The sequence below is a fragment of the Methylobacillus methanolivorans genome (genome assembly GCF_054588515.1).
On sequence record NZ_BAAILT010000002.1, the window covers coordinates 1,357,619 to 1,371,702 of the forward strand.

The 14,084-nt window shown below is 55.0% G+C and carries 9 protein-coding genes; all 9 read right to left on the bottom strand.

What is annotated here, in order from left to right:
- Nucleotides 1–231: 231 nt before the first annotated feature.
- On the bottom strand, nucleotides 232–1,227 hold the full coding sequence (locus LG202_RS07675) for an alpha/beta hydrolase (RefSeq protein ID WP_230347801.1): 996 nt from the start codon (nucleotides 1,225–1,227) through the stop codon (nucleotides 232–234).
- Nucleotides 1,228–1,324: 97 nt separating this feature from the next.
- Nucleotides 1,325–2,752 carry an efflux transporter outer membrane subunit gene (locus LG202_RS07680; protein ID WP_230347802.1) on the bottom strand — a complete coding sequence of 476 codons (1,428 nt, stop codon included), beginning with the start codon at nucleotides 2,750–2,752 and terminating at the stop codon, nucleotides 1,325–1,327.
- On the bottom strand, nucleotides 2,749–5,892 hold the full coding sequence (locus LG202_RS07685; protein ID WP_459724580.1) for a multidrug efflux RND transporter permease subunit: 3,144 nt from the start codon (nucleotides 5,890–5,892) through the stop codon (nucleotides 2,749–2,751). Before LG202_RS07685 ends, LG202_RS07680 begins: the two co-directional genes overlap by 4 nt.
- A gap of 34 nt (nucleotides 5,893–5,926) precedes the next feature.
- A complete protein-coding gene (locus LG202_RS07690; RefSeq protein ID WP_459724581.1) occupies nucleotides 5,927–9,043 on the bottom strand; it encodes an MdtB/MuxB family multidrug efflux RND transporter permease subunit in 3,117 nt (1,038 codons plus the stop codon).
- A gap of 11 nt (nucleotides 9,044–9,054) precedes the next feature.
- Nucleotides 9,055–10,425, bottom strand: a complete 1,371-nt coding sequence (locus LG202_RS07695) for an MdtA/MuxA family multidrug efflux RND transporter periplasmic adaptor subunit (RefSeq protein WP_230347804.1) — start codon at nucleotides 10,423–10,425, stop codon at nucleotides 9,055–9,057.
- A gap of 178 nt (nucleotides 10,426–10,603) precedes the next feature.
- A complete protein-coding gene (locus LG202_RS07700; RefSeq protein ID WP_230347805.1) occupies nucleotides 10,604–11,800 on the bottom strand; it encodes an acetate/propionate family kinase in 1,197 nt (398 codons plus the stop codon).
- The gene (locus LG202_RS07705) at nucleotides 11,797–12,753 is read right to left on the bottom strand and encodes a bifunctional enoyl-CoA hydratase/phosphate acetyltransferase (protein ID WP_230347806.1); all 957 of its coding nucleotides are present in this window, start codon (nucleotides 12,751–12,753) and stop codon (nucleotides 11,797–11,799) included. The genes LG202_RS07700 and LG202_RS07705 overlap by 4 nt, the downstream gene beginning before the upstream one ends.
- A 104-nt stretch (nucleotides 12,754–12,857) precedes the next feature.
- Nucleotides 12,858–13,256 (bottom strand): lactoylglutathione lyase, encoded by a 399-nt coding sequence (gene gloA, locus LG202_RS07710; protein WP_230347807.1) that lies wholly within the window; start codon nucleotides 13,254–13,256, stop codon nucleotides 12,858–12,860.
- A 559-nt stretch (nucleotides 13,257–13,815) separates the two neighbouring features.
- Nucleotides 13,816–14,067 carry a YfhL family 4Fe-4S dicluster ferredoxin gene (locus LG202_RS07715; protein ID WP_230347808.1) on the bottom strand — a complete coding sequence of 84 codons (252 nt, stop codon included), beginning with the start codon at nucleotides 14,065–14,067 and terminating at the stop codon, nucleotides 13,816–13,818.
- Nucleotides 14,068–14,084: the final 17 nt, after the last annotated feature.

Here is a 14,084-nt window from a genome sequence, read left to right on the forward strand (position 1 = left end):
CAGCAGCAGACCTAGGCTTAGGAGAGCCAGGGCGGAAAACACAAACAATGTGGTCTGCTGGATTTGCATAGTGGGGCCATGATAAACAGAAGGCATACTGACTGTCAAACCCCAAGACGCTTGAGATAGGTGCGCTAACTTGCAGCGCATTGCGCCAAGGCGAACGTGGTTGTGCATTGACTAGGCACAGGCACAGCCACGTCCGTCTGATGCAGGATATTGAGCAATATGCTAGATATGCTTACGTATCTCGCCCGCTGCCTGCATGATGGCAGCATAGGTTTGCGGGGTCTTGGCGAGCGGATTCAGCAAGCCAAAATCGTGGATAGCTCCCAGGTAACGCGTACAAGTGACGCTCACCCCGGCATCGGTCAACAGATGCGCATAGGCCTCTGCCTCGTCACGCAGCACGTCGAACTCTGCCGTCTGTATTAATGCTGGCGGCAGGTCAGCCAAGTGCTCCAGGCTGGCATTCAGCGGTGAGGCATAGGGCTCCTCACGGGCATCTTTATTTTCCAGATAGTTGTCCCAGAACCACTTCATCATCTCGCGGGTAAGGAAATACCCATCCGCAAATTGCTGGTAGGACTCGGTATTGAACCTTGCATCGGTCACTGGCCAGAACAAGGTTTGGTGTTTGATGAATGGCTCGCGCTTTTCCTTTGCCATCATGCAAACCACGGTGGCCATGTTCCCGCCGACACTATTGCCAGCCACGGCCAGACGCTGGCTATCTACACCGATCTCGTCACCATACTGCGCCACCCATTTGGTGGCAAGATAGCACTCGACGATGGCCGTTGGATACTTGGCCTCTGGAGAACGCGTGTAATCAACAAACACCACGGCACAGTTGGAGGCCACGCAGAGATCGTGCACCAAGCGCTGGTGTGTAGGAAAATCCCCCAGTACCCAACCGCCACCATGGAAGAACATGATGACGGGGGGCTTGATGGCAATGTCAGCAGGCTTAACGATGAAGAGATGGATGGAATGGCCTTCAATGGCGACCTCACACTCCTCAACACTGACACCATCTAGCTTGACATCTACACTGGCCTGCAAATCACTCAAGACCTTGCGAGCCTCGTCAGGCGCCAGCTCTTCTACTGGCGTACTGTCTGCAGTTGCCAACTCTTCGAGAAAGGCACGGGTACGCGGCTCCATGCCGCTATATTCCTGTTTATCAGAAGCAAATGTATGCAGAATGGGGTCGAGAATATTCACGGTACATCTCCTGTACAGGTGGTGGTGAATATTCATTTTGCGCCCATGATGCAGCGTAGTATGTCAGCAGGACGCTGACATACTTGTAGGAAGCGGGCTATTGCTGCTCAGGCAAACCTTCCCAGCCACCACCCAGCGCAGCGATCAACTGGACGCTGTTGATCAGCCGACTTTGTTGCAAGGTCAGCAAGGTACGCTCGCTGCTGAGCGCAGTGGTTTGCGCAGTGACGACATCAAGAAAACCAATCAGCCCCACGCGGTATTGATTGGTATATTGCTTCAGCGCCTTGCGCGCTGCGGCGACGGACTCTTCACGCAATGCAGACTCCTCACTCAGTGTATGCAAAGCCACAAGGTAATCCTCCACCTCCTTGAATGCGGTCAAGACTGTCTGGCGGTAACTGGCTACCGCCGCATCATAGCTAGCCTCGGATTGCACAACGTTATATTTGTTCTGCAAGCCGTTGAACAAGGTCATCGCCAATTGCGGCCCAACAGACCAATACCGGTTCGGTAATGTCATCCAATCGTTGAACGTGCTGCTGCGATAACCAGCGGTAGCGGATAAACTCAGGCTGGGATAATACGCCGACTTTGCCACGCCAATATTGGCATTCGCTGCCATGACGGAGCGCTCCGCAGAGGCCACATCTGGCCTACGCTCCAGCAATTGGCTAGGCACGGAAGCAGGAATGACAGGCAATTGCGGCACGGCATCGCTTTCGGCCAGATTGTAATCCGCGGGCGGTACACCAATCAGCACAGCAATGGCGTTTTCCAGTTGTGCCCGCTGCCAGACCAAATCGACCAAGTCAGCTTCTGCATTCTTGAGCTGCGTGGTTGCCGCCGCCACATCTGCACTGGCCACAACACCACGCTTATACTGGCTTTCCGTCAATTGCACCACACGACGGTAGGTATCGACGGTTTCCTGCAATAGACGCTTCTGCTGGTCCATCACGCGGATCTGCAAATAGTTCTGCACCAGCTCGGATTGCATGCTGAGCCGCATGGCAGCCAATGTCGCAAAACTAGCGTCGGCACTAGCGCTATTGGCCTCCAGGGTACGCCTGAGCTTACCCCAGATATCCAGCTCCCAGCTAGCATTGAGCGCGGCGTTATAAGTGGTGCGTATACCGCTGGTTTGCACAGCCTGGCTTGAGGTAGAGCTACCCGTTCCCTGCCCGGCACGTGTCTTGCCAACGGTAGCATCCAGTTGCGGCCACAAGGCACCACGTGCGCTCTGGGCTAAGGCAAAGGCTTGACGATATTGCGCCTCATACTGGGCTACAGTCTGGTTACTATCATTCAGCCGCGCCACCAGCTGGTTAAGTTCTGTATCACCATAACGCGCCCACCATTGCCCTTTGGGCATTTCATCTGCCGGTGTCGCTACACTCCAGCCTTCTTGATGCTTGAATGCAGTGGGCACACTACTCTCGGGCCTATGATAATCCGGGCCTACCATGCAGGCCGACAACAGGACGGACAAGCTGACGATACCAAACTTGGCAGTGGTACTCATTCCATTTTCTCCAACATTGCAGCCTCAGGTTTGCGACGCAAGACCCACAGGCGTAAACGATCCAGGTAAAGATAAACCACCGGGGTGGTGTAAAGGGTAAGCAACTGGCTCAGCAATAAGCCACCTACGATAGCGATACCCAGCGGACGCCTGAGCGGCGCATCGCCATCAGTACCGAGGATCAGCGGAATGGCACCCAGCAAAGCCGCCATGGTAGTCATAAGGATGGGGCGCAGACGCTGCTGGCAAGCCTCCATGATGGCATCCCTGGATGAGAGTCCATGCTCACGCTCTGCCACCAAGGCAAAATCGATCATGAGGATGGCATTTTTCTTGACGATGCCGATCAAGAGAATAATGCCAATCAACGCGATCAGCGTCAGCGGCGTATCGAACAGGATCAGCGCCAGCAAAGCCCCTACCCCGGCAGATGGCAGCGTGGATAGGATAGTAAGCGGATGTACATAGCTCTCATATAACATGCCAAGCACGATATAGACAGAGACCAGCGCCGCCAGGATCAGCCACGGCATCTGCTTCAGCACCTTATCCTGTGCGCTTGCAGTGCCGGAAAAGGTTGCCTGCACGTTGAGCGGCATCTTGAGGTCGGCCAGCGCCTGCTTGATTGCCTGCTTGGCCTGCTCTAGGTTGCCCCCTTCCGGCAGATTGAAGGAATAGGTAATCGAGGCAAACTGCCCCTCATGCTGTACCGAGGCAGGGGCCGTGTTATAGCCCAGCGTGACGATATTGGACAATGGCACGCGCGCACCACTGCTAGTCAAGACATAAAGGCTGGAAAGAATATCTGGGCTCTGCATGTATTGATCGGCGACCCCCATGACAACCCGATATTGGTTCTGATCTTCATAAATGGTGGAAATCTGGCGCTGCGCATAGGAGTTGTTCAGCAGCGCAATGACCATCTCTACATCAATACCGAGACGCCTGGCCGCTGCGCGGTCTATATCGAGATAAACCTGCACGGAGCGGCTACGCCCCCCCCCGCTGACATCGGTAATGCCAGGCACGGACTGCAAGGTATCCAACACCTTGGTTTCCCAGGTACGCAGGTCCTTCACATCATCGCTTTTCAGGGTCATCTGATAGCTGGAATCTGCCGAACGGCCACCGATACGCAAATCCTGCATATTGACAAGGAATATCGAGGCACCCGGCACTTGGGCTAGCTTGGGCCGCAGTCTGGCGATCACGGTTTCTGCCGACTCACGTTGCTTGATGTCCTTGAGGATGATGATGAAGTTGCCGGAGTTACTCGATGCCCCCGGCCCGCGACCACTACCCGACATCCCCATTACCTGATCCACGGCTGGGTCAGTCAGCAGGATGCTGCGGAATGCCTCCAGTTTTTTTTGTAACTCGCTGAAAGAAACACCTTGGTCAGCACGTGCCATACCGAACAGGCGTCCCGTATCCTGATCAGGAAACATGCCCTTGGGGATAGCAATATAGAGATAAACATTGACAGCGATCGTAAACAGCAGCACCACTAGCATCAAGCCAGCATGGTCCAGTGCCCAGGCCAGGCTTTGCTGGTATCTGCGTTGTACACGCTCGAACAAACCGGGGCGCTGTTGAGACGTTGGTGTGGTGCCCTCGAGGGCCAATGCATCCTTGCGCCTGAGCAAGTAGGCACACAGCATCGGCGTCAATGTCAGCGACACAAACAGGGATATCAGGATAGCCACGGAGAGCGTCACGGCAAATTCGCGGAACAGGCGGCCAGTAATATCCCCCATGAACAATAGCGGAATAAATACTGCCACCAGCGATATGCTCATCGACACCACGGTAAAACCGACCTCGCGGGCACCTCGTAGCGATGCACGGAAAGGATGATCGCCTTGCTCAATTAGCTTGCTGATATGCTCCACCACGACGATGGCATCATCGACGATAAAACCCGTAGAGATGATCAGTGCCATCAAGGTGAGGTTGTTAAGCGAATAGCCGCAGAGATACATGGCAGCAAAGGTGGAAATCAGTGATACCGGCACTGCCAGCGCCGGTATCAGCGTGGCTCTGCCATTCCTCAGGAACAGGAATACGACAAGAATCACCAATGCCACGGCAATCGCGAGCGTGAGCTCGGCCTCATGCAACGATGCGCGGATATTTGGGCTACGATCCTCAACCACAGTCAGCTTGATGTCATCGCCAATGCTGCTCTGGATGCTAGGCAACTCCGCGCGGATGCGGTCTATCATTTCGATGATATTGGCTCCAGACTCGCGACTCACCATCAGCAGGATGGCACGCTGGTTATTATGGAAACCAACATTGCGGATATCCTCCACCGAATCATAGACACGTGCCACATCACTCAGACGCGTCACCGCACCGTTGTTACGCGCAATAATCAGCGAGCGATAATCCTTGGCACGTAGCAAGCGGTCATCCGCATCCAGCTGCCAGCTATATTCGTCATTCTGCAAATACCCCTTGGGCCCACTGCCATTCGCTGCACTGATGGCGCTGCGCACATCGTCAAGCGCCAAGCCTTGCTGCACCAAGGCATCCGGATTGATATCCACGCGCACCGCGGGTAAGGAGCTGCCTGCCACATTGACTTGGCTCACGCCTTGCACCTGGGCAATCTTGCGCGACACGCGATTAGATGCCAGATCGTAAAGCTCCCCCATGCTCTTGGTCTTGGAGGTCATGGTCAGCACCATGCTAGGCATATCCGACGGGTTCATCTTGCGATAGCTGGGCCGGGTTGGCATCCCCGTCGGCAGCATACTCGCTGCGGCATTAATGGCAGCCTGTACCTCACGTGCCGCCACATTGATATCCTTGCTGAGATCAAACTGCAAGGTGATCGACGTACTGCCTTGTGAGCTGGAGGAAGTGATTTCGCTGATGCCAGAAATGCGCCCTAGGCTACGCTCCAACGGCGTGGCCACTGAGGAAGCCATGGTTTCCGGACTAGCTCCCGCGAGTGAAGCGGTAACATTGATGGTCGGAAAATCCACCTGCGGCAACGGTGCGATTGGCAGCAAGCCAAACGCCATCCAACCGGCCAGCATCATGGCGAGCGACACCAGCAGCGTCATCACCGGACGCAGGATGAACAAGGAGGCAGGGCCACGCTCATCCATCTTTAGCCTGCTCCACGACATGATGCGCCTCATGCGCCTGCGCTCCCGCACTGCATCATGCCAGCTCCTCGTCCGCATCAGTGATGCGGGTTTGCACCTTGGCACGACGGCGCGCCAACCGATCAAACAGCAGATAGATCACGGGCGTGGTAAAGATGGTCAACAATTGTGACAGCAGCAAACCGCCCACCATGGTGATACCGAGCGGCTGGCGCAATTCAGCCCCTGCGCCGCTGGCAAACATCAACGGCAAAGCACCAAACAAGGCCGCCATGGTGGTCATGAGGATGGGGCGGAAACGCAACAGGCAGGCCTGGTAGATCGCATCTACAGGCTTTAGCCCTTGTTCGCGCTCGGCAGCCAGGGCAAAGTCAATCATCATGATCGCGTTTTTCTTGACGATGCCGATCAGGAGAATGATGCCGATGATCGCCACCATGCCAATCTCCTGCCCATGTACCCACAAAGCCAGCAAGGCCCCCACGGTCGCTGATGGCAAGGTAGAGAGGATAGTAACGGGATGGATGAAGCTTTCATAAAGAATGCCCAGCACGATATACATGCACACCAGTGCAGCCAGGATAAGGAACAGCGTATTCGACAAGGAAGCCTCAAACGCCAGCGCTGCACCCTGGAAGCGCGTCTGCACACTGCCCGGCAACTCTAACTCATCAACAGCAGTGCGGATGGCTGCCACCGCATGCCCCAACGCGACATTGTCAGCAAGGTTGAAGGAGACCGTCGCCGCGGGGAACTGGGCAATATGGTTGATCGTCAGCAAGGTATTGCGCTCTTCCACCCGCACTAGGGCAGTCAGCGGCACCTGCGTTGTCACCACATTGCCTGCACTATCCGTACTACTACCGGGGATATACAGATTGGCAAGCGCCTCTGGGCCATTGCGGAAATTAGGCGGCACCTCCATCACCACGCGATACTGGCTGGCCTGCGTGTAGATAGTGGAAATCAGGCGCTGGCCAAACGCGTTGTACAAGGCAGCATTGATGCTAGACACAGTCACGCCGAGCCGGGCGGCATTGTCGCGGTCTATCACCAGGTAAGCCTGCAAGCCCTTATCCTGCAAATCACTCGCCACATCGGTAATTTCCGGCAGTTGGCGCAATTTTTCCATCACGCGTGGCATGGCCGATTGCAACACGGCAATATCAGGGTCAGTGAGCAGGAAACGATACTGCGTGCGGCTGGTCTTGTCTTCTATGCTCAAATCCTGCACGGCTTGCAGGTAAAGCTTGAAATCCGGGATGTCTGCGGTGGCCTGCTTCAGGCGTGCAATAACCTGGCTGGCGGTCACGTTACGCTCCGCATGCGGCTTGAGGTTGATCAGCACCCGGCCAGTGTTCAGTGCCTCATTGGTGCCATCAACACCAATATAGGACGACACACTTTCCACTGCAGGATCTTGCTTGATGATACGGGCAAGTTGCTCCTGCTTCTTTGCCATGGCAGCAAACGAAACCGATTGCGGTGCCTCACTGACGCCCTGAATCAAACCGGTATCCTGGGTAGGGAAAAAGCCCTTGGGCAAATAAAGATAAAACAACACCGTAATCACCAACGTCACCAGCGCCACCATCAGGGTTAAGACCTGGTGCGCCAGCACCCATTTCAAGGCTTTGCCATATCGATCAATCAGACCTTGCATCATGCGTGCGCCAGCACTGGCAAAACGGCCTTTCTCGCTGGCAGGCGCATGCTTGAGCCACAACGCGCAGAGCATGGGTGTCAAGGTGAGGGAAATCAGCATGGACACCAGGATGGCAATCGCCAATGTCAAGGCAAACTCACGGAACAAGCGGCCCGCCACATCGCTCATGAACAGCAGCGGAATCAACACCGCCACCAGCGAAATGGTCAGCGAGATGATGGTGAAACTGATCTGCCTGGAGCCCTTGAGCGCCGCCTGCAAGGGATGATCGCCCTGCTCAATGTAGCGCTCAATATTTTCCAGCATCACAATCGCATCATCGATGACAAAACCGGTCGCAATCGTCAGCGCCATCAGCGTCAGGTTATTGATGGAAAAACCCGCCAGGTACATGACGCCAAATGTCCCGATCAATGATAACGGCACAGCCACCGAGGGAATCAGCGTCGCCCGTCCATCTTGCAGGAAGAAGAAAGTCACCAGCACCACCAGTGCAATCGCCAGTAACAGCTCGAACTGCGTATCCTTGACCGATGCCTGGATGGTCTGGCTACGATCACTGAGGATAGACACCTGCACGTTTTCCGGCAGGCTTTCCTCCAGCGCGGGCAACATCTCCCGCACACGCTCCACCACGTCAATCACATTCGCCCCAGGCTGGCGCTGGATATTGACGATCACGGCAGGCTTTTCGTTAGCCCAGGCGGCGAGATATTCATTCTCGGCCCCATCATAGGCCTGCGCCACATCTTTGAGGCGTATCGGTGCGCCATTCTGGTAGCTCAACACCAGGTTGCGGTACTCCTCCGCGCTGCGCATCTGGTCATTGGCATCGATGGTCGTGGAGCGTGTCGCCCCATTGAAGCTGCCTTTGGAACCATTGAGATTATTGCTAGCGATTGCCGTGCGTATAGACTCCAGGCTAAGGCCATATGCCGCCAGGGCGGTAGAGTTTGCACTCACCCGCACCGCAGGGCGTTGCCCTCCGCTGATGCTCACCATGCCCACGCCTGAAATCTGCGCAATCTTCTGCGCTAGCCGTGTATCAACCAAATCCTGCACCTTAGGCATGGATAGCGCTTCCGAGGTCACCGCCAGCGTGAGGACCGGCACATCCGCAGGGTTGACCTTGCTATACACCGGCTGGCTGGGCAAATCGCTGGGCAACAGGTTGGAAGCCGTATTGATCGCTGCCTGCACGCCCTGCTCGGCAATGCCCAGGCTGGTATTGAGATTGAAGCGCAAGGTGATGACTGATGCGCCACCTGCACTGCTGGATGACATTTCATCCAGCCCGGCAATCCGTCCCAACTGGCTTTCCAATGGCGCTGTGACCATGGCATTGATGACTTCCGGGCTGGCCCCGGGATACAGGGTTTTGACCTGCATCGTCGGATACTCCACCTCAGGTAATGAGGCAACGGGCAGCAAGCGATAACCGAGGATGCCCGAAATCAATAGGGCGAGCATCAGCAACGTGGTCGCCACCGGCCTTTCAATGAACATCCGCGAGGGGTTCATGAACGTGGGCCTCTACCCTGCCTCATTGAAGCGCCATCACCGCCACGACCCTGTCCGCCTTGCTGCCATGCGCCACCGTGCTTACCCTCGCCACCATGGCCCGCCGCAGCCTGTGCATCATCCTCACCTGACACACGCACCGTCATGCCGTCAGATAGGCGGTCTACACCATCAATGACGATACGCTGCCCTGCATTCAAGCCCTGGCGGATTTCCACCTGCTCTGCCTGGCTGATACCTACCGTCACGCGTTGCTTCGCCACGGTTTTTTCTGCATCAATCACGTAGACATACGTGCCTTGGTCATCGCGTTGCAAAGCGCCACTCGGGATCAGTAAGGCCTTGGCTAACTCGGCCGCATGCAGGCGCACGTTAACGAACTGGTTGGGATAAAGACTGTCGTCGCCATTGTCAAAACGTGCCCGTAGCTTGAATGTACCAGTCGTTACATCAATCTGGTTATCAATACTCGCCACCTTACCTGAAGCAAGGCGCACCTGACGCTGGCGACCCAGCGCTTCCACCACCAATTTATCGGGATTCTGCTTGAGCTGGCGCCGCACAGTAGATAATTGCTGTTCCGGCAAGCTGAACACCACGCTGATCGGACGTGCTTGCGTCAACACCGTAATCGGGGTCGTCGCATTCACAGTCACCTGGTTACCCACGTCAACTTGGCGCAAACCAATACGACCACTGATAGGCGCACGTACCTGAGTGAATTCTAAGTTAAGCTTTGCCGCCTCCAGCTGCCCCAAGGCATTATCAAGATTGCCCTGGTATTGGCGCACCAATGCCGCTTGCGTATCCAGGGTTTGAACGGCGATGGAGTCCTCATCCTTGAGTTCCTGATAACGCGCTAAGTCTATCTCGGCGTTCTTGAGCTGGGCGCGATACTGGCTCACCACACCCTCAGCCTGCTTGAGGGCCGCCAGGTAAGGGCGCGGGTCGATTTCGGCCAGCACGTCCCCTTGCTTCACCTCTTGCCCCTCGGTAAACAATATGCGGGTTAATTGCCCTTCCACGCGGGCCGTCACATTCACGGTATTCAGCGAAGTCACCGTTCCCACCGCATCCAATTGCACCGAGAGCGGTGCCTCCACCACCTGCCCCACACTCACCAGCATACTCTCACCGAACATGCCGCGATGACCACCACCGGGGAAACCACCGCTTGGCCTTGGCCTGGATGCCCCACCGCCAGGGCCACCCGGCCCACCAGGTGGCATAGCCTGTCCCATTCCTGGAGGACCCTGGTTAGTAGAGGAGTTCAAAGGCACATACTTCCACAGCGCATACCCAACAGCAGCCAGTATAAGTAGCAAGATGAGCCAGGGACGCAGGGTTTTTAATAGTGGTCTAGACATAAGATATGATGCATCTGCATTGGATGGTTAAACTAGCTGCTATGCCTGTCAAACATGCATAGCCAGCCAATAGTAGGGGTAGTTGAGAACAATAGTATTGTCCCCTAGGAATCGCCGCAATTGAATTTACACAACCCTACACAGCCACCGGCTTAGTGCTGTCAACGCTTACAAAGGCTTACACTTCGCTCAAGCCGGGCTTTAACAAGCGCTGCGCGTGGCTAGCTGCCATCCACTCTTCGTTGGTCAAGGCCACCAGCACGGGGATAGCGCTGGCAGCAGAGGAAATCACCGTGGCATCGGCTTGATTGGCAGCAAGCTCAATCTGAACACCTAGAAACGCCAGCCCTTGGATGATGCGCAGACGGATTTCGGCATTGTGCTCGCCAATGCCAGCCGTGAATACCAGCAAATCCAGCCCGCCAAGTGCTGCCACCATGGAGCCAATCTCGCGCACGATACGCCGCACATACAACGCCAACGCCAAGCGCGCACGCGGCTCTGTTGCCTCGCATTGCAGCAACATGCGTGGATCAGCAGCAATACCAGAGACGCCGAGCAAACCTGATTCGTGGTACAGCATTTCCCCCACCCTGGCAGGTGTCAGGTGCTCCACCTCCATCATGTGCAGCAACACACCAGGATCAAGCGCACCACTACGCGTACCCATCATCAAGCCATCTAGCGCAGAAAAGCTCATGGTGGTCGCTACGCTCTGCAAGTCATGCATGCCACACAAACTGGCGCCGCTCCCCAGATGGGCAACAATGACACGCCCCCTGGCATGATCGCCAGCCAGTTCAGGCAGGTGCACTGCCATATACTCGTAAGACAAGCCATGAAATCCATAACGCCTGATGCCGCGCTCGAATGCAGCATAGGGCAACGGCAGGACTTGCTCGACTTCGGGCAGGGTATGGTGAAAAGCGGTATCGAAACAAGCGACCAGCGGTAGGCTGGGGTCGATTTCCAGCAACCGCTCTATCGCTTCCAGCGCAAAAGGCTGGTGCAGTGGTGCCAGGGGGATGTAGCTACGTAAATCACGCAGAACCTCATCATTAACAAGCACGGGCTTGAAGTAACGGCTGCCACCATGCACCACACGGTGCGCAATCGCCACGAGAACATCATCCTGTAGTTGTACCTGGGTGCGCTCAATGATATGACGCAATGCCTCTGAGTAAGGATGCTCGCTACCCAGCGCTATGGCGTGTGGCGTTGTCACGCTATCGCCATAGGTCGGGCCGGAGCCAAGAATGCCATCCACCTTGCCGTTCCAGCGCGGCTTACGTGGGATCACGGCCTGGCTGATATCGAACAAGCCAAACTTGATGCTGGAAGAACCGCAGTTCAGCACCAACACCCATTGGCTCATGGCGGGCTCTCACGGTAATGATCGGCGAGTATGACTGCCACGGCGCAGGAGGCCAAACGACTGGGCTTGGGATCAGCACGACTAGTCAGCACCACCGGCACCTTGACCCCAAGCACAATGCCCGCGCTGTGGGCATTGCCCAAATATTCCAGTTGTTTGGCGAGCATATTGCCACTTTCGAGGTCTGGCGCGACCAAAATATCTGCTACACCAGCAACCTCGGAGCGTATGCCCTTGATCTGTGCTGCCTCGCTGGAAACTGCATTATCAAATGCCAGCGGCCCATCCAGCACGCCGCCAGTGATCTGCCCACGGTCCGCCATCTTGCATAGCACAGCAGCATCCAATGTTGCTGGCATATTTGGCGAAACCGTTTCCACTGCTGCCAGCAATGCCACCTTGGGAGAAGCCACACCAAGTACATGTGCAAGATCGATGGCGTTTTGCACGATATCGGCCTTGGCCAGCAGGTCAGGCGCAATATTGATGGCGGCATCGGTAATAATGAAGGCACGCGGATAAGTCGGCACGTGCATAAGGAAGCAATGCGAAACACGGCGCTTGGTGCGCAAGCCCGCACTGGAAGGCAAGATGGCGGACATCAGCTCATCGGTATGCAGGCTGCCCTTCATCAACGCCTGCACCTTTCCTGCCGCCGCAAGCTCTGCACCTCGGGCAGCTGCTGCATGGCTATGCGGCACATCGTCAATCTCGACACCATCCAGCGCAAGCCCATGCTGCGCAGCCACAGCCTCAAGACGCGCACGCGGCCCGATCAGCACAGGCGTGATCAGGCCGAGCGCCTTGGCCTCCAACGCCGCTTCCAGGCTGACAGCATCACAAGGGTGCACTACCCCGGTACGCACCGAGGGCAAAGCTTGCGCGTAAGCAATCAACTCCTGCAACAAATCCTGGGAATGCCCTGGATTAGCCAGGGGTAAGGCTTGTAACATCAGTAGCTCCTTACGACATAAATGGCAGTGGATGTATCACGCAGACAATCTGTGATTGAGAGGATACGCCGCGAGCAAGGCCGCCTTATCTCCTAGGCATCCGCTCACGCAGGCGTCCAAGTGCCCTTCTGAATGAATTCCACTTTGTACCCATCCGGGTCTTCAACAAAAGCAATCACCGTCGTGCCATGCATCATCGGCCCAGCCTCACGTACTACCTTGCCGCCCGCCTGCTTGACCGCCTCACAGGCTGCATAGGCATCGTCAACTTCAATCGCGATGTGGCCATAGGCATTACCCTTGTCATAACTTTCGGTGCCCCAGTTATAGGTCAACTCAATCACAGCTTGATCGGCCTCGCTACCATACCCGACAAATGCCAAGGTGAATTGGCCATCAGGATACTCATGCCGGCGCAACAACTTCATGCCTAGCACATTGGTATAAAAGGTAATGGATTTTTCCAGATCACCTACCCGCAACATGGTATGTAATATACGCACGGCACCTTCTCCATACTGATTCAAAGCTTCATTATAACCATACTGAATTCAGGCTTTATGAGAGAAAACCTTATCTTTTATGTTTAATATGGCTTCAGTCAGATTGACTTAGCTCAATCTCATCCAATACGATTGCGCCCATCATAAAATTATAGTTATGAGTAAAATAGCTAACGATGGCGAATAATTGGAATATCCCTGATTGGCTGGAAATCGAGGTTCGTGCGAGAGACAAGGTATGCGTGTATTGCAGTACTCCCTTCACGCATTCGCAAGTTTCAAGAAAATCCGCTGCAAGCTGGGAACATATAATTAACGATGAAAAAATAATCACCAGAGAAAACATCGCTCTTTGCTGTTGTGGATGCAACGCAAGCAAAGGACAAAAGCAGCTTTCTGTGTGGTTGCAGTCGAACTACTGTCAAGAACGTGGAATAACTAAAGAATCTGTGGCTCTAATAATCAAACAAGCAATTGCTAATGGGTTATAAATTTCGCTATTCCCTACGCAAGTAGCAACATAATTGAAAAACTAAAAAACAACCTCACTATCCCAAATCTACTTCACCAAAATAATCTGCAAATACTTTTGGTAAAGCTGATCATGGGTTTCCACCCGGTTGGGGTCATGCGGAATACACGCCACCGGGCAGACATCCTGGCATTGCGGGTTGTTGAAATGGCCGACACACTCGGTGCATAGATTGGGATTAATCTCGTAGATTTCCTGGCCTTGATAAATGGCACCGTTGGGGCATTCTGGCTCGCAAACATCGCAGTTGATGCATTCGTCAGTGATCATCAAGGCCATGTTAGGACTCCTGCTCC